We start from the raw sequence: 26,414 nt of genomic DNA, 5'->3' as shown, positions 1-26,414 counted from the left end.
GGCGGAACACCGGCCTGCCACAGGCCGCATATAAGGCGCCACGCGCCCATAAAAGGAGGAGTCATGAAACGTCGTGAATTCATCAAGGTCAGCGGCATGCTGGCCGGCGCGGGCGCCCTGGGCGGCCTGCCGGGCACGCTTTTTGCCAAAGACAAGGTTTCATTCAAGTTCGACAGCTATGTCTCGGAGACCGCCGGACCGTCCTGGCTGGACCGCTGGTTTCTGAGCGAACTGGAAAAACGTTCGGGCGGCGTGGTCAAGGCCCGCCGCTACTGGTCGGCTTCGCTCAACAAGGTCGGTGAACACCTGCCAGCCGTGCGCGACAACACTTCGGAAATGAGCCTGATCTCCCCGGGCTATTACCAGGCCGATCTGCCGGTCACGCGCGGACTGGAATGGTACTTCCGCATGAACCGCGCCGATGCGTTGCTGCAAGTCTGCCGCGACGTCTACGCCGAGTTCGAGCCGCTGCGCACCGAGTGGGAAAAGCGCCATCGCGCCAAGGTCATGTACTGGACCAACTGGAACTACGCGCCGCTCATCACGCGCAAGCCGATCCAGTCGCTGGAAGACATCAAGGGCAAGCGCATCCGCGGCTATGGCGTGGCCACCGACGTCATCGAGCGCCTGGGCGGCACCGCCGTGCCGATGGCGGCCCCCGAGGTCTACACCGCCCTGGAGCGCGGTGTGCTGGACGGCGTCTACGGCTTCGACTTCATCACCGCCGTGTCGTACAAGCTGCATGAAATCGCGCCGCACTTCACCGACATCGGCGACGGCCCCCATGGCCCGGCCGCCACCGTGATCAACGTCGATGCCTGGGAAGCCTTCCCGGAAAGCGTCAAGGCGAACTGCAACGAGATCGTCGAAGAGATCTACGGCGGCCAGTACTCGGCCATCATGAATCAGGCCCTGCAGGATTACGTCAAGAAAGCCACCGCCGAGGGCGTGAAGTTCCATGTGCTGGACGACGCCCAGAAACAGGCGGCCAAGACGCTCATCCAGCCGGCCCAGGTCAACAGCTGGGTGGACAAGGTCGCCAAGCCGGCCGGAATCGACGGCGCGCGCATGCAGGCGCTGATCGACCAGGCCATCGCCCGGCACGATCCCAAGGGCACGCTGCTGCGGCCGTCCGAAATCGCCAACAAGACCTGACCCCGGCGTTCGCGCCGAGGTCGTTGGCCGTCGCGCCCCACCCGGGCGCGGCGGCCGTCCCGGGCGCACGCAACCTTGATGGGAGAGCCGCATGCGGCCAATCGAAACTTTCTTCCGCAGCGTGTCCAACGTATTCGGCGCGGTGGCACTGATTTTCCTCATGTTCCTGATGCTCGGCACTACGGTCGACGCCGCCGCTCGCGGCCTCTGGGGCCGCCCCATTTCCGGCGTGTTCGAACTGGCAGAACTGAGCATGGTGATGGTGGTGTTCCTCGGCCTGGGCTGGACCATGCTGGACAACGCCCATATCCGCGTGACCCTGCTGGTCGAGCGCATGCCTGCCGGGCTCGCGCGCGTCGCCGAGACACTGTCCTGGCTGTTTGCCGCCCTGTTCCTGCTGATCCTGGCCATGCCCGCCAGCCAGGACGCGGTGCACTCCTTCGCCATCCGCGAATTCCGCTGGGGGCACATCGAATTCCCGATCTGGTGGGCCAAGATCGCGCTGGCCATCGGCCTGTGGTTCGGCTGCCTGCAACTGGCCTTTCACGCCGTGTACGTAGCCCTGCGCGGCGCCCCGCGCCACACGCCCGAGCGCGACCTGCGCATCGAGCCCTGAAGGAAAAACCATGGATGACTACGTCGTCGCGACCACCGTCGCCACCTGCCTGATCTTCGTCCTGATGGCGATCGGCACCCCGGTCTTCGCCGCACTCGGCCTGGCCGGCGTGACCGGCATCGTCATGATCGAAGACCTCAACTTCGTCCTGAACCGCCTGAAAGCGTTTTCTTATCACCAATCGGCCTCCTACCTGCTGACCGTGGTCCCGCTCTTCATCCTGATGGGCGCCTTCGCTCACCATGCCGGGGTGGGGCAGCGCCTGTTCAGCGTGGCGCGCAAATGGGTCGGGCACCGTCCCGGCGGTCTCGCCATGGCCAGCATCCTGACCTGCGCCGGCTTTGCCGCCACCTCGGGCTCCAGCGTGGCCACCGCCGCCACCGTCGGCTCGGTCGCCATCCCGGAGATGCGGCGCGCCGGCTATGACCCCCGCCTGTCCGCCGGCGCCGTGGCCGCCGGCGGCGTATTGGGCGTGCTGATCCCGCCCAGCGTGCTGCTGATCTTCTACGCCGCGCTGACCGAAGTCTCGGCCGGCAAGATGCTGGTGGCCGGCGTGATCCCGGGGATTCTGTCGACGATCATTTTCATGGCCGGCATCTGGGTGATCAGCCGCGCCACCCCCACGGCGGGCGCAACGCTGCCGCCCGAACCCTGGGGCCGGCGCATCGCCTCGCTGGCCGATGCCTGGCAGGTGTTGCTGCTGTTCCTGGTGGTATTGGGCGGCATCTATCTGGGCTTCGTCACGCCCACCGAGGCCGGCGCAGTCGGCGCATTCGTGGCCTTCGTGATGCTGCTGGCCTCGCGTCAGGCGCGCCCGGATCTCAGGGCCAAGCTGATCGAAAGCTGCCGCTCGTCGATCACCACCACGGTCATGATCCTCTTCACCATGATCGGAGCGGGAATCTTCAGCTACTTCCTGAGCCTGGCGCAGATCCCGCAGATGATCGCCAGCTCGGTGGTCGAGGCCGACGTCCCGCCGCTGGCGGTGATCTTCCTGCTGCTGGCCATCTACTTCCCGCTGGGCATGTTTCTCGACGCCTTCTCCATGCTGGTCATCACCCTGCCCATCATGTTTCCCACCGTGGTGTCACTGGGCTACGACCCGATCTGGTTCGGCATCCTGGCGGTGAAGATGTGCGAGATCGGGCTGATCACACCGCCCATGGGCCTGAATGTCTACGTCATCGCCGGCATCGACAGGAAGACTCCGCTCACGCAGATCTTCCGGGGCGCCTGGTGGTTCGTGATCATGGAAATCGTCACCACGCTGATCCTGTTTTTCTTTCCCATCATCGTGACCTGGCTGCCCGACAACATGCTCGGGAAATAAAGCCCCGGCAAGGAGATCAAACATGAGCGCAAGACTGCAAGGCAAGACCGCCGTGGTCATGGGGGCCGGCTCCAGCGGCCCAGGCTGGGGCAACGGCAAGGCGGCCGCCGTGCTGTTCGCCCGCGAGGGCGCCCGCGTCGTGTGCGTGGACATCCACCTTGAGGCGGCGCAGGAAACCGCCCGCCTCATCCAGGCCGAAGGCGGCCAGGCCCTGGCGCTGCAGGCCGACGTCACGCGGCAGGCCGACATTGCCGCCGTGCAGCACGCCGCTCAGGCTGCCTTCGGGCGCGTCGATATCCTCAACAACAACGTCGGCATCGTCAGTGTGGGCGGCGTGCTCGACATCGACGAACAGGAATGGGACCGCGTCTACGCGATCAATCTGAAAAGCGCCTTCCTCGCCATGAAGCAGTTCATCCCCGCGATGCGCGAACAGGGCGGCGGCTCCATCATCAATATTTCCTCGGTGGCGTCGCTGCGTTACACCGGCGTGCCCTATGTCACCTACTCGACCACCAAGGCCGCGCTCAACCACCTGACCCGGGTGACGGCGGCGCAGTATGCTCCCGACCACTTGCGGGTCAACGCCATCATTCCCGGCCTGATGAAAACCCCCATGGTCGAGCAAGCCGCCAACCTTGCCCAGGAGTATGGCGAGGGAGACGTGCAGCGCATGTGGCGCGAGCGCGATGCCCAGGTGCCGATGGGCCACATGGGCGACGCCTGGGATGTCGCCCATGCCGCACTCTTTCTGGCCAGCGACGAGGCGCGCTACGTAACCGGCATCGAACTGGTCGTCGACGGCGGCCTGACGCTCAAGTTCTGAGCGTCTCGGGCCGGCACTTGCCGGCCCGAGAATCCCCAGGCTAGGATCGGAGTTCGCCCAACGACGAGACCCGAGCATGGACCCTCTCATCTCCCGGCTGGCCGCCTCGTTGCCGGCCGCCAAATCGCTCGAACAACTGACCCGCCCCCTGCTCGACATGCTGGGCGCGGTCACCGGCATGGAGTCCACCTACCTGACCACCATCGACCTGGAACGCGACGTGCAGCGCGTGTGCTACGCCCGCAACGACGGCGACATGGTGATACCGGAAGGGCTGGAAGTCACCTGGTCGGACACCCTGTGCAAACGCGCCCTGGATGAAAACTGTACCTACACCCAGGATGTCGCGACCCGCTGGGCAGACTCCGATGCGGCTCGTGCGCTGGGTCTGCAGACCTACTTCAGCGCACCCGTGCGCTCCGAAGACGGCCATCTGCTGGGCACCCTCTGCGCGGCCAGCGGCCGCCGCCTGCCCCTGCCCCAGGACGCGCCGGCCATCATGGCCCTGTTCTCCAGCCTGGTGGCCGGTTTCATCGAACGCGAAATGCTGATGCGGGCGCTGCAGGCGGCCAACACCCAGCTGCTGGATGCCGCCCTGCGAGATCCCCTGACCGGCCTGCCCAACCGCCGTGCCCTCTACGAACAGCTCGTGCGCCTGCTGCAGCACGCGCCGCTGGACGGCAACGCCGTGCTGGTCGGCATGCTGGATCTGGACGGCTTCAAACAGATCAACGACCAGTATGGGCACCAGGCCGGCGATGCCCTGCTCTGCGCCGTCGGCGCCCGCATCGCCGCCATCCTGCGCGCGGGCGACATGGCCGGACGGCTTGGCGGCGATGAATTCCTCGTTCTGGCCACCGGCTCGCAAGGCAACGCAGCCCAGGCGGCGGCCATCTTGCAGCAGCGCATCCTGGAGGCCACCTGCGGCGACTACACCCTGCCCGGGGTGACACTGCGCTACGCCGGGGCCAGCACGGGCGTGATCGCCATCCTGCCCGACACCGGGCTCGATGCGGACGCGGCCCTGCGCCTGGCCGACATGCGCATGTACGACGTCAAGCGCGAGCGCCGCAGCCAGCCCCGCCCCTGACGCCGCACGCCTGCCTCAGATGGGCCGGTTTCCCTGCCAGGCAGAAAAGCGCAGCAGATAGCCATCGGGGTCCTGCACCAGGAATTGATGCACCCCGATCTCGATATCATTGCTGCGATACCAGCGCTCCTGGCGGGCACGGTACAGAGGCCAGCCTGCTGCCTGCAACCGCGCCAGCAGCGCATCGATGGACGCCACCTTGATTTCGAAGTTGATGCCCCGCCCACGCGGCGCCTCCAGCGGGCCGGTGATCCAGTTTTCCCCGCCGCGCACCTCTTCGAGCATGAACTGCGCGCCCTCCAGATCGAGAAAGACGAAGCCTTCCTCCTCGCGCTGATAGACGACCCCGAAACCACACAGATCCCGCCAGAACGCCAGACTGCGCGGCAGGTCGCTCACCAGCAGCTCGGGCACCATGCGGGCGCGTTGCGTTTCCCCCATTTTTTTCTCCTTGCTTAACGGAAAAGCATCATGCCACAGTGTCACGAACGCCTGCGGCAGGCCTACATCCCTCTCTGGCGGGAATAAAAAAACCCGCAGACGGCCGTCTGCGGGTTCTCGGGCAGGCTGCGCCCGGATGCACTCACGAGGCTGGCGCCTCGCCGGGCTTGAGCAGCCAGCGCCCGGCGATGGGGCGCCCGAAATACGCCAGCACCGCGATCATCGACACCTCGATCGACACCGACCAGTAGATATGGCCCAGGAACTCGCTCCAGAGCTCATAGCCGTTGAGATTCCAGAGCCAGCCGACCGCGCCATTGGCATAGACCGGATTGCGGAAGCCGAACAGAGGGATGAGCAAGCCGTGCATGACCACGGTGATCAGGATCCCGTACCACGCGCCATACCAGAGCCGGATGCGGGGCCAGTAGATCGAGCCGACCACATACACGAAGGCGAACACGAAGCTGAACAGCCAGTGATACAGCGTCACGGCGCCGGGGATGGTCGCTCCCTGGTAGACATAGTCCAGGGAGTGGGAGTTGAATCCGAGCCAGCCCAGCCAGGCATCGATATTGGCGCCCGGCGGCGACACCTCGCCCGGCACCCGGGGCGGCATATTGACCTCGGACCCCCACTTGACGAGCGAACTCATGAAGCCCCCCACCAACGTCGTCCACAGCACGACCTTGCCATTGACTTTCGAGCCGAACATAGCCATCCCCCTATCCAGAAACCAGGAACAAACACTGTCTGTCGGTCCCGCCCCGGGCCGGGCGCGGAACCCTTGATGCAGTGTAGTGAGGGTTCGCTGCCCGGCGGCCCCGGCGTGACGACAATTCGTACTAAGACAATGTAGGCCTGCTCCCAGGCCAGGTATTTCCCCAGGGCAAAGCCGCGGCACCAGCGTCACCTCCCGCGCCCCGGGAATCAGCCGGATCCGTCATGAGCAACGGGAACCCCGGCAGCACCGCCCACCAGGTCTGAAGCCGCGCCTTCGACAGGCCTATACGTCTTCCAGGAAGCGCATGCGAAAGCGCCGACCCTTGATGTTGCTGTTGGACAGGCGCTCGAAGGCCGCCCGGGCGACCTGGCGGTCCAGGGCCACGTAGGAGGTGAACTCGGTGATGTTGATCTTGCCCACCTGCTCGAAGGTCAGGCCGCCATCGCCGGTCAGCGCGCCCAGCAGGTCGCCGGGGCGCAGTTTGTCTTTTTTGCCGCCCTGGATGCTCAGGGTGATCATGGGCGCACGCAGCGGACGATCCGCCTTGGGCTTGAGCGCCTTGATGTCGGCCCACTTCAGCGGCCGGCCCTGATACTCCTCGATCAGATTGGCCCAGCGCATTTCCTCGGGCGAACACAGGCTCAACGCCAGGCCTTTCTGCTCGCCCCGGCCGCTGCGGCCGATGCGATGCACATGCACCTCGGTGTCCTTGGTGACATCCACGTTGATCACCGCGCCCAGGTTCTGGATATCCAGCCCACGCGCGGCCACGTCGGTGGCCACCAGCACGGCGCAGCTCTGGTTGGCGAACTGGATCAGGATCTCGTCGCGCTCGCGCTGTTCCAGGTCGCCATTGAGCGCCTGCGCGCTGATGCCCCCGGCCTGCAGGCGCTCGACCAGATCGTGGCTGCGCACCTTGGTATTGCAGAAAGCCAGCGTGGAGACGGGGCGGTAATGCGCCAGCAGCGTTGCCACGGCGTCAAGGCGCTGCTCTTCTTCGATCTCGTAGAACACCTGCTCGATGCGGCTGGCGTCATGCTGGGCCTCGACCTTGACCTCGGCCGGGTTGCGCAGAAAGCGCGCCGACAATTTGCGGATGTTGTCCGGATAGGTGGCCGAAAACAGCAGCGTCTGGCGCTTGACGGGGCAATGCGAGGCAATCGCCACGATGTCATCGTAGAAGCCCATGTCGACCATGCGGTCGGCCTCATCGAGCACCAGGGTATTGAGTGCCGACAGGTCCAGGCTGCCGCGCGCCAGATGATCCTGCAGTCGTCCGGGCGTGCCCACCACCAGATGCGCCCCCCGGGCCAGGGACTCGGCCTGCGGACGCGCGGCCGCCCCGCCGCACAGCGTCAGCACTTTCACGTTCGGGATCAGCCGGGCCAGGCGACGCAGCTCCTGGGCCACCTGATCGGCCAGCTCGCGGGTCGGGCAGACCAGCAAGGCCTGCGGCGCCAGCCGCGCGACATCCAGACGCTGCAGCACGCCCAGGCCGAAGGCTGCCGTCTTGCCGCTGCCGGTCTTAGCCTGCGCGATCAGATCGCGCCCCTCCAGGATCAGGGGCAGGCTTTGCGCCTGGATCGGCGTCATGCGTTCAAAGCCCAGGCTTTGCAGATTCTCCAGCAAGGCTGGCAACAGGGGCAGGGAAGAAAAAGACGTATCAGTCACGATGGGGCAGGCCCGGAAAACAGTGTCGGCCCACAGTGTATGCGCTGGCATGGATTTACTGTGGCCCGAGAGGGCGCGCATGGTTTTCAGACAATGGGGACAGAGCCGGCCGACGCCCGCGCGATACACTTTCGCCTCTTTTCCGCCTGCGGCGGAATCAGTACGCAAAGGAATCACCGATATGTCCGCCTCCCACTCGCCCGGGCCGCAGCCCTTCGAGGCCGAGGCCCCGCATCTGCGGCGGGTGCTCAAACCGCGCCATCTCACCATGATCGCCATCGGCGGGGCCATCGGCACGGGGCTGTTCGTGGCCTCCGGCGCCACCATCGCCCAGGCCGGCCCCGGCGGCGCGCTGCTTACCTACCTCGTGCTCGGCCTGATGGTCTACTTCATCATGACCAGCCTGGGCGAACTGGCCGCCTTCATGCCAGTGCCCGGCTCCTTTGCCACCTATGCCGCGCGCTATGTCGATGAAGGCCTGGGCTTTGCCCTGGGCTGGAACTTCTGGTTCAGCTGGGCGGTCGTGGTGGCGGTGGATCTGGTGGCGGCCCAGCTCGTCATGGCCTACTGGCTGCCGGACGTGCCCGGCATTCTCTGGAGCTGCCTGTTCCTGCTGCTGATGCTGGGCCTGAATGCCTTTTCGGCGCGCGGTTTCGGCGAAAGCGAATACTGGTTCGCGCTGATCAAGGTAATCGCCGTGGTGTGCTTCCTGATCACCGGGGTGGCCATGCTCTCGGGCATCGTGCACGATGTGCCCTCGCCGGGCCTGTCCAACTGGAGTGTGGGCGAGGCGCCCTTCGTCGGCAACTTCGCCACGCTGGTAGGCGTGGCCATGGTGGTGGCCTATTCCTTCCAGGGCACCGAGCTGGTCGGCGTGGCTGCCGGCGAGTCCGAGAATCCGCGCCGCAACGTGCCGCTGGCCATCAAGCGGGTGTTCTGGCGCATCCTGCTGTTCTACGTGCTGTCGATCGCCGTGATCGGCCTGCTGCTGCCTTATACCGACCCGCAGCTGCTGCGCAGCGATGTCAGCGACATCGCGGTCAGCCCCTTCACCCTGGTGTTCGAGAAGGCCGGCCTGCTCTCGGCGGCCACCGTGATGAACGCCGTCATCCTGACCTCGGTGCTGTCGGCCGGCAACTCGGGCATGTACGCGGCCACCCGCATGCTGTTCAACATGGCCCGCGAAGGCATGGCGCCGCGCCGTTTTGCGCGCCTGTCGCGCTCGGGCGTGCCGGTCCATGCCCTGGCCGGCACCACCGCCCTGGCCAGCCTTTGCCTGTTCAGCGCCATCTACAGCCCGCAGGCGGTCTATATCTGGCTGCTCAATCTGGCCGGCATGACCGAGTTCATCATCTGGCTGAGCATCGCCGTCAGCCACTATCGCTTCCGCAAGGGTTACCTGCTGCACGGCCACGATCCGGCCGCCCTGCCCTATCGCGCCGGCCTCTTTCCCTGCGGGCCGCTGCTGGCCTTCGTGCTGTGCCTGGTGATCACATTGGGCCAGAACTACGAGGCCTTCCTGCAGGATCGCATCGACTGGGGCGGGGCGCTGTCCACCTACCTCGGCATCGTGCTGTTCCTGGCAACCTGGGCAGGCTACCGGCTGATGCGCCGATCACGCTGGATCCGCTACCAGGATATGCGTTTCGACTACCAGGACGAGCCCCGCCCCGGCGACGATGCGGCGCGCCCTTGAGGCCCAGCCCATGCGTTATGCTCCCCCGTTTTACGCCAACAGGCCCATCCGGCCCGCCCCCTGAAGGAAGCACGATCTTGGCTGATCCCAATCGCGCCACCCCCATGCCCGCCCGCGACGTCTCGACGCCGGAGGGCCTGCGCCGCACCCTGTCGGCCCGCCACCTGTCCATGATTGCCGTCGGCGGCTCGATCGGTACGGGGCTGTTCGTGGCCTCCGGCAACACCATCGCCCAGGCAGGCCCGGGCGGCGCGCTGCTGGGCTACGCCCTGATCGGCCTGATGGTCTATTTCCTGATGACCAGCCTGGGCGAACTGGCCGCCGCCATGCCCGTGGCCGGCTCGTTCTCGACCTACGGCGCGCGCTATGTCGAGCCCGGCTTCGGTTTCGCCCTGGGCTGGAACTACTGGTACAACTGGGCCGTCACGGTCGCCGTCGATCTGGTGGCCGCCCAGCTGGTCATGGCCTACTGGTTTCCCGACGTGCCCGGGGTCTATTGGAGCGCGCTGTTCCTGGCCATCACCTTCGGCCTGAACGCGCTGTCGGCGCGCGGTTTCGGCGAGGCCGAGTTCTGGTTCGCCCTGATCAAGGTGATTGCCGTGATCGCCTTCATTGCCATGGGCGTGCTGATGCTGCTGGGCATCATCCGCGGCGGCGAAACCGGCGGCTGGCACAACCTCACCATCGGCGATGCGCCCTTTGCCGGCGGTTTCGCCGCCCTGATCGGCGTGGCCATGGTGGTCGGCTTCTCGTTCCAGGGCACCGAGCTGATCGGCATTGCAGCCGGAGAATCCAAGGATCCGGCGCGCAACCTGCCACGCGCCGTGCGCCAGGTGTTCTGGCGCATCCTGCTTTTCTATGTGCTGGCCATTGCCGTGATCGGTCTGCTGATCCCCTACACCGACCCGCATCTGCTGCGCGACGGCGTGGGCGACATCAGCGTCAGCCCCTTTGCCCTCATCTTCGAGCGCGCCGGCCTGCTGGCGGCGGCCTCCATCATGAACGCGGTGGTCCTCACGTCGGTGCTGTCGGCCGGCAACTCCGGCATGTATGCCGCCACCCGCATGCTGTACGCACTGGCGCGCGAAGGCAAGGCGCCGGCCTGGTTTGCGCGCGTCACGGCCCACGGCGTGCCGCTGCGCGCACTGCTGGCCACCACGGCGATCGCCGCGCTGTGCTTTCTGTCTTTCGTGTTCAGCCCCAACGAGGTCTACATCTGGCTGCTGAACACGTCTGGCATGACGGGCTTCATCGCCTGGCTGGGCATCGCGCTGAGTCACTATCGCTTCCGGCGCGGCTATCTCAAGCAGGGAGGCAGGCTGGCTGATCTGCCCTATGTCTCGCCCTTCTTTCCCTTCGGGCCGCTGTTTGCGTTCACGCTCTGCCTGATCATCACTTTGGGCCAGAACTACGAAGCCTTCCTGCAGGACCGCATCGACTGGGTCGGCGCGGCCGCCACCTACATCGGCATCCCCTTGTTTCTGCTGATCTGGGCGGGCTACCGCCTGATGCGCGGCTCGCGCTTCGTGCGCTACCAGGATATGCAGTTCCCGATCGGAAAACTGGATTAACGCAACGCGCCGACCTCGATGCGACGCGCGCCGCAGGCCTCGACCAGCGCCTCGTCGTGGCTGGCGAAGATCACCACACGATCGCGCCCCCAGGCCCGGAACACGTCGGCCAGCACGCCGCGGGCAGCCGCATCCAGCCCGTTGCTGGGGCCATCGGCGACCACCAGCGCCGGCGCGCCCAGCTGCGCGGCCGTCAGGTAGACCTTGCGGCGCGTCCCGGTCGACATCTGCTCGAGGCGCTTGTCCAGATGCGGCATCAGGCCCAGCGCCGCGGCCAGCTCGAAGACGGCCGCATCCAGCGCCACGCCCTTGTCCTGCGCGGCCTGTTCGAGCAGGCCGCGGCCGGTCTGCTGCGGTTCGGTCAGGCAGTTATCCGGCACATAGGCCAGGCGGCGACGCGCGCCTTCGGCAGCCCCGTGCAACGCCCGCCCCTCAATCCAGACCTCGCCCGCATCCGGGGCGATCGCGCCCGCCAGAATGCCCAGCAGCGTGGATTTGCCGGTGCTGTCTTCTTCGCACAGCGCCAGACAGCCGGGCGCAAACCTGTGCGTCAGGCCTTCAAAGACGATGTGGTCGCCGTAGCGCTTGCCGAGTTGGTCGATGCGTAGCATGGCGCCAGTTTACGCAGGATGCCTGCGCGCGGCCAGATCCGGTCCGCGCCGGGGCCGGCCGGCGCATTGCGGGTTAACATGAGGCCTGCTCCGGGGTGCACGCCAGTGCTGAGATCCACACCCGCGAACTTGACCCGGTTCATGCCGGCGTAAGAAGAGCACTGATCTCGACAGGGCCAGGCCACCCGGGCTTCGGAGCATCCATCAACCGGCCTCCCAGAATGCTCATGACCCACGTCGAACCGCCGCTTGCGGATCTACTCGAATTCATTGCCCAGGACGGCTGCAGCGACACCCAGTTCGACCAGCTCGCCTTGCGACTGTTCGCCTACCAGTATGGTGCCAATCCCGCCTATCGCAGTTTCTGCCAGCGGCGCGGCGCCACGCCACGGCGCGTGACCACCTGGAGCGACATCCCGCCCGTGCCGATCGACGCCTTCAAGGCCATGGAGCTGCGCTGCGAGCCGCCGCGCCCCGATGAGCGCGTCTTCATGACCAGCGGCACCACCCGCGCCGACATGCGCGGGCGGCATTTTCATCCCCACCTTGAGGTCTACGACCTCTCGATGACGCGCCATTTCGCGCAACGCTTCATGCAGGGTGTGCAACGGCTGCCGATGGGGATTCTCTTCCCCGACGAGACGGCCATGCCCAACTCTTCGCTGGCGCACTATCTGGCGCTGGCCAAGTCGACCTTCGGCACCGCCAACAGCCGCTATTTCATGACGCCGCAAGGCATGGACCTGCAGGCGCTGTGGCAGACGCTGGAGCAGGCCGAAGGCGAAGGCCGCCCCTATGCCCTGCTGGGCGCGAGCTTCAGCTTTGTGCACGTCATCGATGCCTTGCGTCGCGAGGGCCGCCGCTTCCGCCTGCCCGCAGGCAGCCGCATTCTCGACACCGGCGGCTACAAGAAACAATCCCGCGAGCTGCCGCTGGAGGCGTTCTACGCCGAGCTGAGCGAGCTGCTGGGCGTGCCGCGCACGCTGTGCATCAATATGTACGGCATGACCGAACTGAGCACCCAGTTCTACGACGACGGCAACGCCACGCTGCCGTCCGTCAAATCCGGGCCCCACTGGATCCGCTCGCGCCTGGTCGATCCGGTCACCGGCCAAAACGTGCCACAGGGCGAGCGTGGCATCCTGGCGCATTGCGATCTGGGGAATTTCAATTCCGTCACCACCATCCTGACCGAAGATGTCGGGGCGCCGGCCGAGGGCGGCTTTCTGCTGCTGGGCCGCGCCGAAGGCGCCCAGGCCAAGGGCTGCTCGCTGGCGGTCGAGGAATTCCTGCGGTCCAGCGCGCCACGAACGTGCGCCGGATCGAAGCCGGCTACCTGCCCGGCCTGGCCTCGCACGAGGTCGGCTGGCACACGGCATCCTTCGCGCGCGACGGCCAGCAACTGGAGGTCGCGCTGCCCATCCTGTCGCCGGCGCAGATGCAGGCGCTGGCGCAGCGCGTGCGCGCCGCCAGCGCCATCCATCTGAAAACGCTGGGCGTCGACGAGATCATCACCATCGTCGATCGGGCCGTCGCACGTCTGCTGGACCCGGCCGAACCGCTGCGCCAGCAGGCCGATGCCCTGCTGCCCCTGGTCACCGGCTATGACGCCGACATGCTTCGCCTGGGCCTGACCGGCCTGCTCAAGACCTTCCGCGCGCCGCAACTGCGCCGCTTCGTGGCCGAAGATTTCGCCAACCCCAAGGTGCTGGACGGCTTTCAGCCGGCCGCCAAGGGCGGCGCGGTGCGCGCCTATGGCCCCGACCTGCTGGCGCACAGCTGGGCCGGCAATGTGCCGGCCCTGGCGCTCTGGAGCCTGGTATGCGGCCTGCTGGTCAAGGCAGGCAACATCGGCAAGCTGCCCAGCGCCGAGCCGCTGTTCGCAGGTTGGTTCGCGCGCGTGCTGGCCGACGTCCACCCGCCCCTGGCGGACTGCCTGGCCGTGGTCTGGTGGCGCGGCGCCGGTGGCGATGAGGCCAGCGCCCTCTACGCGCAGGCCGACGCCGTCGTGGCCTATGGCGGCAACTCCGCCCTGCAGGCCATCCGGCAGCGTCTGCCGGTCAGCACGCGCTTCATCGCCCACGGGCACAAGCTGGGTTTCGGCGTAGTCAGCGCCCGCGCGCTCGACACCCTCAAGGGGCCGGCGCTGGCGCGCCGCGCCGCCTGGGACGTCATGCGCTACGACCAACAGGGCTGCTACTCGCCCCACCTTTTTTATGTCCAGCGCGGCGCAGCCATCTCGCCGCGCGAATTCGCCGCCTATCTTGCCGCCGAGCTCGCACGGCTGCAGACCCGCTATCCGCGCCGCGCGCTCGATCTGGAGGAAGCCGCCGCCTTCGCCAAATGGCGTCAGGCCATCGAATGGCGCCAGCTTCCCGGCCGCCCCGCCGACCTGCTCCTGGGGCAAGCCGATGACGCCTGGAGCGTCGTGTATAGCGACGCGCCCGCCGCCCTGACGCCCACCGCCCTGCAACGCAGCATCGTGGTGGCCGCCATCGACGCGCTCGATACCGTGGCGGACCTCGTGGCGCCACAGGCCGCCTATCTGCAGACCGCCGGCGTGGCCGCCTCTCCCGAAGAGCTGCATCGCCTGGCCGGATCCCTGGGCGCCGCCGGCGTGACCCGCATCAGCGCCCTGGGCGCGATGAGCCAGCCCGAAGCCGGCTGGCACAACGACGGCCGCTTCAACCTGCTCGATCTGGTGCGCATGACGGAAATCGAACTCTCGGCCGAAATGGCGGCCGAACCTTACGCCTCCTACGAACCATGAGCGCCGCCCAGCCCTTTCTCGACTTTCGGCAGGTCAGCTACGCCTACCCGGGACGCGCGCCCGTGGTCGACGGGGTGGACTGGCCTTTGCGGCGCGGCGGGTTTCACTGCCTGCTCGGGCGCAGCGGCTGCGGCAAGACCACCTTGCTCAAGCTGGCCGCCGGCCTGCTCCAGCCGCAGCAGGGAGAAATACGGCGCGCCGATGATGTCCCCGCCCTGCCCGGCCCCGGCCTGGGCTACGTGTTCCAGGCGCCCACGCTGCTGGCGTGGCAGCGCGTGATCGACAACGTGCTGCTGCCGGTGTCGCTGCAAGGCCGCGTGCAAGCCGCCGACCAGGCGCGCGCGCGGGAACTGCTGGCGCTGCTGGGCCTGGCCGATCATGCCCAGCACTATCCGCGCCAGCTGTCCGGCGGGCAACAAAGCCGCGTGGCGCTGGCGCGCGCCCTCATCCTGGAACCGGCGCTGCTGCTGCTGGACGAACCCTTTGCCGCGCTGGACGCCATCACGCGGGCCGAACTACAGGACGACCTGCTGGCCATGTGCCGCGCACGCCGCAGCACCGTACTGTTCATCACGCACGACATCGGCGAGGCCGTCTATCTGGGCGAACGGGTGGCTGTCATGCAGCAAGGCCGCCTGAGCCTGGACATCGACATCGCGCTGGATGTGCCACGCACCCAGGCCATGCGACATGGCGCAGCCTTCAACCAGTACTGCTCGGAGATCTACCAGGCCATGACCGGAGGCCGCCCATGAGCCATCATCCCCGACTGCTGGCGCTGGCGCTGCTGTGCCTCCTGCTGGGCGCCTGGGAGCTGACCGTGCGTCAGGCCGGCATCTCGACCCTGGTGCTGCCAGCCCCCTCCGTCGTGGCCCGCACCCTCTGGAGCAGCCTGGCCACCGGCTATCTCTGGCCGCACATCGGCGTCACGCTGGCCGAGATGCTGCTGGGTCTGGTCCTGGGCGGCGCCGCCGGCCTGCTGATCGGCGTGGCGCTGGCCGAGTCCCCGTTGCTCGACCGGGTGCTCAAGCCCTATGTCATCCTCAGCCAGGTGGTGCCCAAGCTCGCCCTCGCGCCGCTTTTCGTGCTGTGGTTCGGTTTCGGCATGCTGCCCACCATCATCATGACGGCGCTGATCTGTTTCTTCCCGCTGATGGAGAACACGTTCACCAGCCTGCGCCAGGTCGACCCGCAACGCTTGCAGCTGTTCTCCCTGCTGGGGGCCTCGCGCCGACAGACCCTGCTGCGCCTGAAGCTGCCCGCCGGGCTGCCCGGCATCCTGGCCGGCCTGCGCGTAGCGCTGGTTCTGGCCCTGGTGGGCGCGGTGGTCGGCGAATTCATCGGGGCCAGCCGTGGCCTGGGCGCGGTCATCATCGCGGCCCAGGGCATGATGGACACCCCGCTCATGTTTGCCGCGCTGGCGGCCATCGCGGCCATCGGCCTGCTCTGCTATCAGGCGACCCTGATGCTTGAGCGCCGCCTGCTGCGCCCTTACACCGATTCCCCATGACTGCCACACGCCGCCTTCCCCTGCTTGTTTCACCTTCCCGCCGCGCCTGGCTGGCTGCGGCTGCCAGCCTCGGCGCGCTCGCGCTGGGCGCGCCGTTTGCGCACGCCAGCGCCGCGCGCAAGCTCACCCTGGCGGGCTGGAGCAAGCCCATCTCGGAAATCACCAATCTGCTGGCCGAGCCCGACAAGGGCTTCTTCAAGGCCCAAGGCGTGGACCTGGCCTATATCCCGGGCGCCGGCGGTGGCGATGCCATCCGCAACCTGCTGAGCGGCCAGGCCGATGTGGCCTTCACCGACCCCGGCTCCTTCTTCATGGCGCTCGACAAAGGCGAGCGGCTGCGCGGCATCTACGACATCTACCCGCAGAATGTCTTTAACGTCGTGTCGCTCAAGTCCGCCAACATCAAGCGTCCGGCCGACCTCAAGGGCAAACGCATCGGCGTCTACAGCCTGTCCAGCGGTACGCGCCAGAACCTGCTGGTGCTCTTGCATCAAGCCGGGCTGAGCGAGAGCGATGTCGAAATCGTGGTCACTGGCGTGCTCAACTTCGCGCCCCTGCTGCAAGGACAGGTCGACGCCACCGCCGCCACCGACACGGGCCTGCTGGTAGGGCGTCGTCGCGGCCTGGGCGAGGTGGACGTGATGGAAGTGCGCGACTACATCAATCTTTCCAGCGATCTGTTCGTGCTGCGTGAAACCGACGACCCGCAACAGATCGCCCTGATGCGCGACTTCCTGCGCGCCTACCGCGACAGCGCGGCCTGGATGATCGCCGAACCCGACGAAGCCGCCGCCGTGGCCTCGCGCCGCGCCATCGATGGCACCGACCGCGCCATCAACCGCGAGATCATCGGCCTGCGCAATGCCGCCGCGCTCGCGCCTGCCGGCGCCGATGGCATCGCGCCGCCCCTGGGCGCCTTCGACATGGCGCTCTGGCAGCAAGGCGCCGACGCCTATCGCGACCTCGGCCTGATCCAACGCTCCATCAATGTGCGCGACGTGCTCGACGCCAGCCTGCTGCCAGGAGCAAGCCGATGAAATTCAGCGACAAGGTGGTGCTGGTCACCGGCGCCAGCCGCGGCATCGGCGCCGAAATCGCGCTGGCCTTCGCCCGCGAAGGCGCCACCGTCATCATCAACTACCTGCAGAACGCCGCCGCCGCCCACAGCGTGGTGGCGCGCTGCCAGCAAGCCGGTGGCGACGCCTGGGCGCTGCAGGCCGATGTCAGTTCGGCCGCGGCCGTGCAGGCCATGATGGACGCCATCGTGCTCGAAACCGGCCGCCTGGATGTGCTGGTCAACAATGCCCTGCGTCACTACACCTTCGATCCCCGCCAGCGCCAGACCTTCGACACCCAGGCCTGGCAGGACTACCAAGACCAGTTCGAGGCCGCAGTCGGCGGCGCCTACCATTGCAGCCGGGCCGCGCTGCCGCATTTCAAGCAGCGCGCCCGGGGCAGCATCATCAATATCGCCAGCAACCTCGTGGAACATCCGGTCGTGCCCTATCACGACTACAACACCGCCAAGGCCGCGCTGATCGGCTTCAGCCGCAACCTGGCTGCCGAGCTCGGGCCTTACGGCATACGGGTCAACTGCGTGGCGCCCGGGCTGGTCTACCCCACGGCCAGCAGCCATCTCACGCAGGAGTCGTTTCGCGACGGGCTGATCGCCGCCACGCCGCTGCGACGCATCGCCCGGCCCGAGGACATTGCCGGCCCGGTGCTGTTTCTGGCGTCTGACTGGAGCGGTTTCATGACCGGCCAGGTGCTGTTCGTCGACGGCGGGCTGGTCATGCGCTAGGGGCGGCAGCCCCGCCTGGCCACGGGCACGCAGCCGGGTCGGGCCACGTCAGCGCGAAGACGCGCTGCGCAGCCGCGCGAGTTCGGCGGACAGCTCGGCCACCAGCGCCAGGGCATGCGCATAGGGGTCAGCGGCATCCTGCGCAGCAGGCGCCGGACCAGCGACGCTGCCATGCAGCTGTGGCTGGACCATTTCCTGGCTTCTGCCGACATCGACATCGAACACCAGTTGCTCGGCCCGATGCCAGGTGCTGAACCACTCCAGCGGCAGGCCGCGCTGATCCCGGCTCTGGCCTTCGAGCATCAGCAAGGGCGCCCCCGCCTCCGTTTGCAGCAGGCCCGCCAGCTCGGCATCGGCCGCCACCGCGCGGATCTGATTGCGCCCGGCGCCAGGATGCAGGCCATAACGACGGATCAGCACGCCATGCAGAGAGGTGTCGGTCAGGTCTTCGGCGCGCAGGCAAGGCACGGCCGACGCAGGCAGCCAGGTGCGCACATAGGCCAGCGGCGCCTCGGCCACGTGCCGCAGGCGCTCCAGCAACAGCAGCTCGGCCGTGCCGAAAAATTCAGCCACCGCGCGGGGCGGGTCGGCCGGCGCCAGACTCAGCACCCGCGTCTTGAGCGCCACGCCGGATTGCGCCAACTGCTCATGCAGGCCGGTGGAGCGTTGCACCAGCCGGCGGTGCTCGGAGGGCGCCGCCACCACTGCAGGACGCCCAGCCTCCCGCTGGATCAGGCCTTCGGCGGCCAGCGCCGACAAGGCCTGCCGCACCACGCTGCGCGCCACGCCGAAGCGTTCGCAGAGCGCCGCCTCGCTGGGCAACTGCGTGCCCGCGCTGAGCTTGCGGGTACGGATGTAGCCACGCAGCCGCGCCGTCACCTGCATGTGCAACGGAACATCGGCCGAACGGTCCAGAACGGGTAAATCTCCAGCGTTGGTGGGCGCTGCCATGCAAATCAACCTTCAGTTTGGGCCTGCGCAGTTTCCCATACATGGCCCCAACCGGGAACCAGCGCCGCGGCGCGCTCGGCAGCCAGCACCAGACTGTCTTCGCGCGCGATGCCCTGGCCGACGATATCGAAGGCCGTGCCATGATCGACCGACACCCGCACCACCGGCAGTCCCACCGTAATGTTCACGCCGTCATCGCCATAGACCGCCTTGAACGGCGCGTGCCCCTGGTCGTGATAGCAGGCGATGACGAACTGCCACTTGCCGCGCACGGCTTGCGGAAAAAGCGCATCGGCCGGAATCGGCCCTGCCGCCAGGATGCCGTTGGCATTGGCCTCGGCCACCGCCGGCGCCAGGATGTCGGCATCCTCGCTGCCGAAGATGCCGTTCTCGCCGGCATGGGGATTGAGTCCCGACACCGCCACCGGCTGATCGCCACGGCCCAGCGCCTTGGCGAAAGACCCGGCCAGACGCAGCACTGCGCGCGTGCGTGCCGGCGTGAGATCCTCGATGGCCTGACGCAGCGACACGTGGGTGGTGGCATGGAAAATGTACAGATCGCCGGCCGACAGCACCAGCGAAAAGGTCTTGACGCCGAACTCATGCGCCAGCAGCTCGGTGTGCCCCGGCCATTTGTGCCCGGCAGCATGGATCGCGGCCTTGTTCAGCGGCGCAGTCACAATGCCGTCCACCTCGCCGGCGCGCGCCAGCGCACATGCCGTGGTCACGAAACGCACCGCGCCGTCGCCGGCCTCGGCGCTGATCTCGCCCTGCTTCACGCCTGCCAGCGACGGGCCGGCCTGCAGCACCTCGATGGTGCCCGGGGCGTTGGTGACGTCGGCCGCACGTTCGACGCGGCGCACGATGGCAGGGTCGCCACCCAGGCTGCGCACAGCCTGGACCATCACATCGACATCGCCAATAACCACCAGGCGCGCCTTGTCGCGCAGCGCATCATGCTTCATCAGCATCTTGGCGGTGATTTCAGGCCCGATGCCCGCCACGTCTCCGAGGGTTACGGCCAAAAGGGGAGTCTTCGGGGTAGGGGCTTGCGTCATCGTTTGAATCTCCTGTCGCGGATCGCGCGCACCGCGCGAACCAGTACGTCTTCGGCGCCAAAGCCACCGGCCTTGGTCACCACGGGCAGGCCGGCCGAACGGCCGCCGATCAGGGTGCCCAGCGGCACGCCACCCATTACTTCATCCACCAGGGCAATGCCGTTGGCCCCCAGGGCCGTCAGCACCTGGCGTGCGCCATCGCCGCCGGTGGCCACCACGCCGGCCGCTCCGGCCGTGCCGATGGCCTGCGCGGCAAGCGCGCCCAACCGTTGCGCCACGAGGTCCGGATCCACCGCCGCGTGCTGTCCGGCAGGCGCAAGGAGCAGCAGTGTACTGGCCGCCGGCAGCCCGTCCCGGGCCAAGGCCTGCAGCAAGGGCGCGCTCCAGGCCTGCCAGCGTGCGTCATCGGCCATGCTGTCCAGGGGCGGCGCCCAGGTCTGCGCGCCCGCCGCCTGCAGGGCGGCAATCTGCGCCCGCGCCGTGCTGTGCTGCGAGGTCACGACCACCACCACCGGCGCGACCTGGTCGGCGCCGGCCCAGACCCGCGCCAGCGGGGCTGCCAGCCCCCCTGCGCCCACCGGCAGCGCGCGCTCGCCCAACAGGCCGATGGCGCGCGCCAGCCGCTCCAGGTCGGCCTCCTCGCGGGCATCGACCACCACGGTATCGCCGGCCTGCGCAATGCGCGCAGCCAGCGAGGCCGGGCTTTCATCCGCCACCGCCGCCACGTGGGCACAGCCCAGCAGGGTCGGGATATGGCTTTGCGTGACCGGCGTGACCGGATCGGTCGCCGCCGACGTGGCCGTCACCGGCTCGCCGTTGACCTTGAGCACGCCGTCCTCGACAGTGCGTCCCGTGGCCGGGAACGCCGGGCAGACCACCGCAATGGCATTGTCGCGCCAGGCGCTGCGGGCCGCATCGATCTCGGCCTTGAACGCGCCGCGCAGGGTCGAGTCCACCTTCTTGTACAAGCGGGACACCCCGGCTGCACGCAGCCGCTCGATATTGCGCCGCACCGTGGCGCCGGCCTCCGGGCCGGGACGGGCGCGGCTGTGCGTGGTCACCGCCAGCACTTCGACATCGTCGGCCGTCGGCGCATCCAGCGCTTCGTGCGCGCCATCGATCGACAGGCGGGTGCGCCAGCCGGCGCGCACGAACTGCACGGCGCTGTCGCCCGCGCCGGTCAGGTCATCGGCAACAATCGCGATGATGGGCCTCAAAGCGCCTCCCCGCGCGCCATCCGTTGGTCGCCTGCGCTGTCCTCATCGACATCCGCGGCCGGCTTCAGCTCGCCCGCCCGCTTGAGGAAGAACGACGCCAGCACCGGCGCCAGAATGGAACTGATCAGCACGCAGGCGGCCACCTGGGCGGTCGCCGTGGACACATACTGCTGGAAACTCGGATCGGCCGCGGCCACGACGGCCGGCGTGGCAATGGCGTTGCCGGCCGTGGTGCCCGCCGCAAACCCCAGCCCGCTCTTGCCGCCACGGCGCAGGATCAGGCGATAGCCCAGGTACACCAGGCCCCCCGTCAGCGGGCTGATCAGCAGGCCCAGAATCAGGCCGGAGATTCCGCCGCTGACCACGGCGCCCAGATTGATGCCGGTCCCCAGCGCGAACGCGAAGAACGGGATCACGATGTTCGGCACCGGCTTGAGCACGTCGCGCCACTTCGGGTCCAGGTTGCCCACCAGAACGCCCAGCAGGAACGGCACCAGCGCCGCCACCATGGCGATCACCGGAATGTCGGCCAGACCCGAGGCGCCCAGAAACAGCAGGCTGAAGAACGGACCGTCATTCAGGGCGCTGGCGACATAGGCGCCGCGATCGCGCGCATCGCCATACTGCCCGGTATAGGCCAGCCACAGACCGCCGTTGCTGTTGTCGAACGCCGCCAGCATGGCCAGGATGGACACGCCCAGCACGCCGTTCAGGCCCACATAGCTGCCCAGGATGATGATCAGCGTGGCAGGCACCAACGTTTTCATCAGCAGGATCGTCCCGGCCGTAGCCAGGATGGGGCCGCCGGTGCGCGCATTCACGTGGGTGCCGGTGGCGAAGATCAGCAGTGCGATCAGCGGCAGCGCGCTGTTCTTGAACAGTGCCGTCGTAAAGCCGCCGATGGCCAGCGCGTCAGGCGCGAACGTGCCGAACAGCGAGCCCAGGATCAGCGGCACCAGCATCAGGCCGCCGGGGATCTTCTGCATCGTGCCAAAGAATGGCGAACGTATTTTTTCGGTCTTCATTGAGGGAGTCTCCAGGGGGATTTTCTAATGATGCTGGCATTCATGACAGTGGTTTATCTGACGTTGAGACGCCGGCATTTTATACCTATCCGTACAAGCTGTACGTACAGGCCTGAATGTAGTCCCGCCACAAGATTTGCTCAAGCTCCGGATTTACCCTGCCCCATCCCCACTGGAGCGCGGTTTTTCCAGGGCCGCCCGGACCGGCGCGACCCTGCAAGGCATCCTGGCCAAGACCTGGCGGCACCTGAAACAGCAACGCGCCTGAAGCGGCGCGCCCGCGCCCGCCCTACAATGGCGGACAGACTGCCCGGCCCTGCCCGCGCGCCCACTTTCGCACCACGGAAACTCACGCATGAAAATCGCCATCGCTGCCGACCACGCCGGATTCGAGCTCAAGGAACAACTCAAGCAAGCCTTTCCCGACATCGACTGGCTGGATCTGGGCACTCACAGCAACGCCTCGGTGGATTATCCCCAGTTCGGTTTCGCCATGGGCCAGGCCATCACCGAAGGCCAGGCCGCTCAGGGCATCCTGATCTGCGGCTCGGGCATTGGCATCTCCATCGCCGCCAACCGTTACCCTGCCGTGCGCGCCGCGCTTTGCGCCAATGCCACCATGGCCCGCCTGAGCCGTCAGCACAACGATGCCAACGTGCTCGCCCTGGGCAGCCGCATCATCGGCCTGGACCTCGCCCGCGACTGCGTCAGCGCCTTCCTCGACACCCCCTTCGAAGGCGGCCGCCACCAGCGCCGCGCCGACATGCTCGACACCCGCCGGGGCTGAGCCCGGCAGCGCTGTCCGCCCCATGCTGCGCCTGGCCTTGCTCCTGCTGGCGGCCTGCCTGGCAAGCGCCGCGCACGCCGCCAACACGCCCTGCTCGGGCAAGAAAGGCGGCGTGCAGCGCTGCGTCGGCGACCGCTTCCTGTGCCGCGACGGCTCCATCAGCGCGTCCAAGCGCCAATGCACGGCGCCCGAGCCGGCCGCCGCCCCGCCCGCGCGCGCCACCGGCCCTTGCCCCTGTAGCGGCCGGCAGTACTGCACCGGCCCGCGCGGCGGCACCTATTGCCTCACCCCGAGCGGCAAGAAGTCGTATCTGCGGCCCTAGGCCGGGCCGCGCCCGGGCTCCCGTCCAGCGTGCTGGCGCCCGCGGCCTGACTGCGCCGCAAGGCGCGATCAAACAAGGCCGCAGCCTCCTGCGCCGGCAGATCCAGCCCGAAACGCCCCCGCAGGCAATCCGCCCAGGCGGCCGCCTCCGTATAGCAGAACCGCTCCAGCCCCCCCTCATTGCCACGCCGGGTATACACCGCGTTCAACATCGACTCGCGGGCGCCCGGCAGCGTCCGGCTGACCAGCAGGTCCAGGCGGAATACCGACTGCGGATGGGTCGCGGTAAACCAGTTCCCGATCTCCCTATCCACGCTTGCCGCCGGCGTCAGTCCGAAGCAATACACCGGCTGCCACCCGACGGCCGTCTCGAACTCCAGGCGCCAGTGCGCCGCCTCCGGCATCAAGCGAAAGCGTCCATGCGGCGTGGACTGCGGCACCTGCGGCAAGGCCGCCAGCGGCGCCGTCTGCGTCGTCGAGCCGAAGGCCACGTCGGCAAACCAGCCACGCCCCTGCAGGTCCACCTGCAGCAGCATGTGAGTCAGGCCGGTCTGCACCATCTGCGGCACCTGCCAGCGCACCCGCGCCAGCAGCGGCGTCACCGCAAACCCCAGCCGCGTGAGCACCTCCATGAACAAGGCGTTGTGCTCAAAGCAATAGCCCCCGCGTCGTCGTCGCAGCAGTTTGTCCACCAGATCGTCGAGCGCCAGTGATACCGGCTGCCCCGAATAAGGCGCCAGATTCTCGAATGGAATCGCCTGCGGGTGCAGCGCATGCAACTGCCGCAGCACCGCCAGCGTCGGGGCCATCGGCCCCCGGAAACCAATGCGATCGAAATACAGGTCCAGCCAGTCCGTCTGCGGCATGAAATCTCCTCAACCGGCCCCGGCATCGCCACCCGACACCCCAAGGACCGGCAGCAACGCGCATCGCCACACCAGGGCAGAATAAAAGCTCAGGCAGACTTGAGGTCAAGCGAAACAGGCTCGAACCCGCGCTCAGGGCAGGCGCGACACGATGAAGGCGGCCTCGTGCTGGTGGTGGGGATAGCGGCTGTTGATCCAGGCGGCAAACTCCTGCCGGGTCACGCGCTGACGATAGGCGTCGTGCATCCACACCAGGAACTCGTCGCGCTGCGCAGCGGTATCCAGCGGGATGCGTGAGTACGAAGGGTCGCTCCTGATCTGCGTGACCAGGCCCTGGCTCCAGTCCATGAACGGCTGGTCCATTTCGGCCGCAACCACCCGGGGATCGGCCGCGGCGTCCGTCGCGCAGCCTTGCAGCAAAGGGGTGGCCAGAGAAAGCGCCATGGCCGCGGCGGCAGCAGATCGGCGGAAACGAAAACGCATGATCGGGCTCCTTGAGTGACGCTGAAGAGATCGGATGGGCCGCAAGCGCCTACTGCGGCCGGCGTTCCACGGCGGCCCGATCCTGGCTGCGCCAACCCGCCCGCAGCGAAGCGATCTGCCTGAGCGCCTTCTGGCTCATGCTCCACCAGGCAAACGGCCGCGGATCGGCCAGCATGCTCAAGGCGCGGGCGTAATCCAGCGTCAGCCCCGGCGTCCAGGCCATGGTCAGGGCGCGCTTGCGAAGCTGGGCCGCCACCCATAGCTCCGGCGTGGCCAACAGGCGCAACATGACGCGCCAGCCGGCACCCGGCCCGTACAGCCGCCCCACCACGCCGTCCAGCGCCGCCTCCAGGGCGGCCGACACCGAGCTGGAGCAATTGCGGTGGGTCAGGTTGTAGGTGCTCGTCTGGCGATAGGTTTCCCAGAAAGCCTGCAACTTGGCCGCATCGTAGTTGCGGATGCGCACCTGAACCGTCGATGGGCACCAGGCACGGGATTCGGTGGCGTAGTCGGGCTGGAACACGCCCGGCACATCGTTGTCGGCCGTGGCGCGCAGCAAGCTGCTGAACTGCTCCGGCGAGTAGTCGATCAGTTGCGCCGGATACAGGCTGATGTAGACCCCCTCGGCCGACTCCAGCGCCGCGTGGCCGGTGGACACCGCCCCGTTCACATCGACGGCCGCGATGTAGCGGTCCACCACAGGATAATGGCGCGTATCGCCTTTGGCCGAGCCGCTCGGCGTCCAGACATGCACGGTCAGGGCGTGCTCGGTATCGGCGGGCGGGCCGTCGAACAGTCGCCGTCCGCCTGGCGCGAACACACTGGGCGCAAATTCCGGGCTGGGGTTGTCAAGCAGCCCGGGGTTCAGCTCCAGCCCCTGCACGCGGCGCGCCAGCGCCAACAGCTTCAGCCCCGAGAAGGCCAGGAACAGGCCCAGGAAGTACGGCACCGTGCCCACGTAATGGGTGGGATAGGGTTGGAAGAAGAAGATGGCCAGCGCGATCTCGGCCAACCCGGAGGCGAACACCAGCCGCCAGCGCCGGTAACGCACCACGCAGGCAGCAATGCACTGCAGCAGGCCGTCGGCGAGAAAAAGCAGGCCGAAAATCAGGGAAAGCACGAAGTGCCCATGATGATGTCCGGCCAGGATCAATAGGCCGGCCAGAAGCGTGAACGCCCCCTTGGCATAACGCAGCACCCGCTGCCCGCCGACTCCCGAATGCGCCACCAGCAGGGTCGCCACCCCATCCAGCAGAAACAGCACGGCAAACAGCTGCACCGGGAAATACAGCGCGTCGTCCAGCGCATCGAGAAACACCAGCGCGCCGCAGGCCAGGAAAACCCATCCCAGCACCACCAACGTCCGGGCGCGTTTTTTCAGATAGTCCAGACCCAGCAGGATCAGGATCAGGCTTGCCATGGCTCGCTCCCCCTCCGTCTTGCGGCCCCTGCGAAGCTGCATCCCCCGTCTTCAGACCGTTTCTCGAGAAACTACAAGGCTGCGGTGGCGGGCGTCAACCCGCCCGCCTCATTGGCGATTGATCCAATGCTGGGTATCGCGGATGAACCAGGGCAGGTTGAGGGTTTCGCCCTCTCCTGCCTGGATGCTCAGGCGCTGCCCCCCTGAAGAAACGGCCTCGCCCTGTGCGCCGGGCCCAGAGCGACTGCGGTAGCCCGGCTCGGGCTGGCGGGACGATGCGGGCGCGCAGGCGGCCAACACAGTGCCCGCCATCAAAACGAGCGCGGTGAAAAGACAGTGGCGATAACGGTTCATGGCAATCGTGGCTCCGGAAATGGCGCGACATGGCAGGCCGGCCCCATACCTTACTCCCTCACCGTTCCCGGAAACAGGCTCCCCGCCCGCTCACCCTGGGCGCGCCGGCAAATCCCCGGG

General features: G+C 67.5%; 26 protein-coding genes, 1 pseudogene and 1 riboswitch. Of the genes and pseudogenes, 15 read left to right on the top strand and 12 right to left on the bottom strand.

The window, feature by feature from the left end; genetic code table 11:
- Window positions 1-63 precede the first annotated feature (63 nt).
- The 5 genes from A7V84_RS10100 to A7V84_RS10080 all read left to right on the top strand — a co-directional run bounded on the left by A7V84_RS10100 (window position 64) and on the right by A7V84_RS10080 (window position 5,017).
- Entirely contained in the window at window positions 64-1,155 is a 1,092-nt protein-coding gene (locus tag A7V84_RS10100) for a C4-dicarboxylate TRAP transporter substrate-binding protein (protein ID WP_025512988.1), read from the top strand.
- A gap of 91 nt (window positions 1,156-1,246) precedes the next feature.
- A complete protein-coding gene (locus A7V84_RS10095; RefSeq protein WP_033535464.1) occupies window positions 1,247-1,771 on the top strand; it encodes a TRAP transporter small permease in 525 nt (174 codons plus the stop codon).
- 10 nt (window positions 1,772-1,781) lie between these two features.
- On the top strand, window positions 1,782-3,101 hold the full coding sequence (locus tag A7V84_RS10090; RefSeq protein WP_033535465.1) for a TRAP transporter large permease: 1,320 nt from the start codon (window positions 1,782-1,784) through the stop codon (window positions 3,099-3,101).
- A gap of 22 nt (window positions 3,102-3,123) precedes the next feature.
- Window positions 3,124-3,927, top strand: a complete 804-nt coding sequence (locus A7V84_RS10085) for an SDR family NAD(P)-dependent oxidoreductase (protein ID WP_025512991.1) — start codon at window positions 3,124-3,126, stop codon at window positions 3,925-3,927.
- Window positions 3,928-4,003: 76 nt separating this feature from the next.
- Window positions 4,004-5,017: a GGDEF domain-containing protein gene (locus A7V84_RS10080; RefSeq protein ID WP_063491850.1), complete on the top strand. Its 1,014-nt coding sequence runs from the start codon at window positions 4,004-4,006 to the stop codon at window positions 5,015-5,017.
- Window positions 5,018-5,032: 15 nt separating this feature from the next.
- On the opposite strand, the gene A7V84_RS10075 is transcribed toward A7V84_RS10080, so the two are convergent.
- From A7V84_RS10075 to dbpA, 3 genes are all read right to left on the bottom strand, one after another.
- The gene (locus tag A7V84_RS10075) at window positions 5,033-5,458 is read right to left on the bottom strand and encodes a bleomycin resistance protein (protein WP_025512993.1); all 426 of its coding nucleotides are present in this window, start codon (window positions 5,456-5,458) and stop codon (window positions 5,033-5,035) included.
- A 142-nt stretch (window positions 5,459-5,600) separates the two neighbouring features.
- A complete protein-coding gene (locus tag A7V84_RS10070) occupies window positions 5,601-6,173 on the bottom strand; it encodes a YagU family protein (RefSeq protein WP_063492570.1) in 573 nt (190 codons plus the stop codon).
- Between the two features lie 291 nt (window positions 6,174-6,464).
- Complete coding sequence (gene dbpA / locus A7V84_RS10065; protein ID WP_025512995.1) at window positions 6,465-7,853, bottom strand: ATP-dependent RNA helicase DbpA; 1,389 nt, start codon at window positions 7,851-7,853, stop codon at window positions 6,465-6,467.
- A 181-nt stretch (window positions 7,854-8,034) separates the two neighbouring features.
- Between dbpA and A7V84_RS10060 the strand changes: the two genes are divergently transcribed.
- Both A7V84_RS10060 and A7V84_RS10055 read left to right on the top strand, forming a co-directional pair.
- Window positions 8,035-9,549 carry an amino acid permease gene (locus A7V84_RS10060; protein ID WP_063491849.1) on the top strand — a complete coding sequence of 505 codons (1,515 nt, stop codon included), beginning with the start codon at window positions 8,035-8,037 and terminating at the stop codon, window positions 9,547-9,549.
- 104 nt (window positions 9,550-9,653) lie between these two features.
- Window positions 9,654-11,120, top strand: a complete 1,467-nt coding sequence (locus A7V84_RS10055; RefSeq protein WP_063492569.1) for an amino acid permease — start codon at window positions 9,654-9,656, stop codon at window positions 11,118-11,120.
- Here the strand turns inward: A7V84_RS10055 and A7V84_RS10050 are convergent.
- Window positions 11,117-11,731: an ABC transporter ATP-binding protein gene (locus A7V84_RS10050; protein WP_025512998.1), complete on the bottom strand. Its 615-nt coding sequence runs from the start codon at window positions 11,729-11,731 to the stop codon at window positions 11,117-11,119. The two genes, A7V84_RS10055 and A7V84_RS10050, sit on opposite strands and share 4 nt — an antisense overlap.
- Before the next feature lie 81 nt (window positions 11,732-11,812).
- Window positions 11,813-11,904, top strand: a riboswitch (TPP riboswitch).
- 54 nt (window positions 11,905-11,958) lie between these two features.
- Here A7V84_RS10050 and A7V84_RS10045 point away from each other — a divergent pair.
- The 6 genes and pseudogenes from A7V84_RS10045 to A7V84_RS10020 all read left to right on the top strand — a co-directional run.
- Window positions 11,959-13,038, top strand: a pseudogene (locus A7V84_RS10045) (LuxE/PaaK family acyltransferase); the annotation flags it as partial.
- Between the two features lie 5 nt (window positions 13,039-13,043).
- Window positions 13,044-14,501, top strand: coding sequence for an acyl-CoA reductase (locus A7V84_RS10040; RefSeq protein ID WP_063491848.1), 1,458 nt, complete (start codon window positions 13,044-13,046; stop codon window positions 14,499-14,501).
- Window positions 14,498-15,256, top strand: coding sequence for an ABC transporter ATP-binding protein (locus A7V84_RS10035; RefSeq protein WP_025513001.1), 759 nt, complete (start codon window positions 14,498-14,500; stop codon window positions 15,254-15,256). Before A7V84_RS10040 ends, A7V84_RS10035 begins: the two co-directional genes overlap by 4 nt.
- On the top strand, window positions 15,253-16,011 hold the full coding sequence (locus A7V84_RS10030) for an ABC transporter permease (RefSeq protein ID WP_025513002.1): 759 nt from the start codon (window positions 15,253-15,255) through the stop codon (window positions 16,009-16,011). The genes A7V84_RS10035 and A7V84_RS10030 overlap by 4 nt, the downstream gene beginning before the upstream one ends.
- Entirely contained in the window at window positions 16,008-17,048 is a 1,041-nt protein-coding gene (locus A7V84_RS10025; RefSeq protein ID WP_063491847.1) for an ABC transporter substrate-binding protein, read from the top strand. Before A7V84_RS10030 ends, A7V84_RS10025 begins: the two co-directional genes overlap by 4 nt.
- Window positions 17,045-17,812 (top strand): glucose 1-dehydrogenase, encoded by a 768-nt coding sequence (locus tag A7V84_RS10020; RefSeq protein WP_025513004.1) that lies wholly within the window; start codon window positions 17,045-17,047, stop codon window positions 17,810-17,812. The genes A7V84_RS10025 and A7V84_RS10020 overlap by 4 nt, the downstream gene beginning before the upstream one ends.
- A 48-nt stretch (window positions 17,813-17,860) precedes the next feature.
- Here the strand turns inward: A7V84_RS10020 and A7V84_RS10015 are convergent, their stop codons facing one another.
- From A7V84_RS10015 to A7V84_RS10000, 4 genes are read right to left on the bottom strand one after another with little or no spacing between them, the layout of a single operon-like run.
- On the bottom strand, window positions 17,861-18,763 hold the full coding sequence (locus A7V84_RS10015) for a GntR family transcriptional regulator (protein WP_025513005.1): 903 nt from the start codon (window positions 18,761-18,763) through the stop codon (window positions 17,861-17,863).
- 5 nt (window positions 18,764-18,768) lie between these two features.
- Window positions 18,769-19,821 carry a 4-hydroxythreonine-4-phosphate dehydrogenase PdxA gene (pdxA, locus tag A7V84_RS10010; RefSeq protein WP_063491846.1) on the bottom strand — a complete coding sequence of 351 codons (1,053 nt, stop codon included), beginning with the start codon at window positions 19,819-19,821 and terminating at the stop codon, window positions 18,769-18,771.
- Complete coding sequence (locus A7V84_RS10005) at window positions 19,818-21,038, bottom strand: four-carbon acid sugar kinase family protein (RefSeq protein WP_025513007.1); 1,221 nt, start codon at window positions 21,036-21,038, stop codon at window positions 19,818-19,820. Before A7V84_RS10005 ends, pdxA begins: the two co-directional genes overlap by 4 nt.
- Window positions 21,035-22,063 carry a 2-keto-3-deoxygluconate permease gene (locus A7V84_RS10000; RefSeq protein WP_025513008.1) on the bottom strand — a complete coding sequence of 343 codons (1,029 nt, stop codon included), beginning with the start codon at window positions 22,061-22,063 and terminating at the stop codon, window positions 21,035-21,037. The genes A7V84_RS10005 and A7V84_RS10000 overlap by 4 nt, the downstream gene beginning before the upstream one ends.
- 355 nt (window positions 22,064-22,418) lie before the next feature.
- Between A7V84_RS10000 and rpiB the strand changes: the two genes are divergently transcribed.
- Entirely contained in the window at window positions 22,419-22,850 is a 432-nt protein-coding gene (gene rpiB, locus A7V84_RS09995) for a ribose 5-phosphate isomerase B (RefSeq protein ID WP_063491845.1), read from the top strand.
- A gap of 22 nt (window positions 22,851-22,872) precedes the next feature.
- Window positions 22,873-23,172, top strand: coding sequence for a YdcA family protein (locus tag A7V84_RS09990; RefSeq protein WP_025513010.1), 300 nt, complete (start codon window positions 22,873-22,875; stop codon window positions 23,170-23,172).
- On the opposite strand, the gene A7V84_RS09985 is transcribed toward A7V84_RS09990, so the two are convergent.
- The 4 genes from A7V84_RS09985 to A7V84_RS09970 all read right to left on the bottom strand — a co-directional run bounded on the left by A7V84_RS09985 (window position 23,135) and on the right by A7V84_RS09970 (window position 26,294).
- Window positions 23,135-24,037, bottom strand: a complete 903-nt coding sequence (locus A7V84_RS09985) for an arylamine N-acetyltransferase family protein (protein WP_063491844.1) — start codon at window positions 24,035-24,037, stop codon at window positions 23,135-23,137. The two genes, A7V84_RS09990 and A7V84_RS09985, sit on opposite strands and share 38 nt — an antisense overlap.
- A gap of 132 nt (window positions 24,038-24,169) precedes the next feature.
- Window positions 24,170-24,520 (bottom strand): hypothetical protein, encoded by a 351-nt coding sequence (locus tag A7V84_RS09980; protein ID WP_025513012.1) that lies wholly within the window; start codon window positions 24,518-24,520, stop codon window positions 24,170-24,172.
- A 49-nt stretch (window positions 24,521-24,569) separates the two neighbouring features.
- Window positions 24,570-25,940: an HdeD family acid-resistance protein gene (locus tag A7V84_RS09975; protein WP_063491843.1), complete on the bottom strand. Its 1,371-nt coding sequence runs from the start codon at window positions 25,938-25,940 to the stop codon at window positions 24,570-24,572.
- 108 nt (window positions 25,941-26,048) lie between these two features.
- Window positions 26,049-26,294, bottom strand: a complete 246-nt coding sequence (locus A7V84_RS09970) for a hypothetical protein (RefSeq protein WP_063491842.1) — start codon at window positions 26,292-26,294, stop codon at window positions 26,049-26,051.
- Window positions 26,295-26,414 lie beyond the last annotated feature (120 nt).

This window comes from Bordetella trematum, from assembly GCF_900078335.1.
Lineage (GTDB): Bacteria > Pseudomonadota > Gammaproteobacteria > Burkholderiales > Burkholderiaceae_B > Bordetella > Bordetella trematum.
Note: the sequence above shows the minus strand (reverse complement) of the source record. Positions and strands in the feature narration are given on the sequence as shown.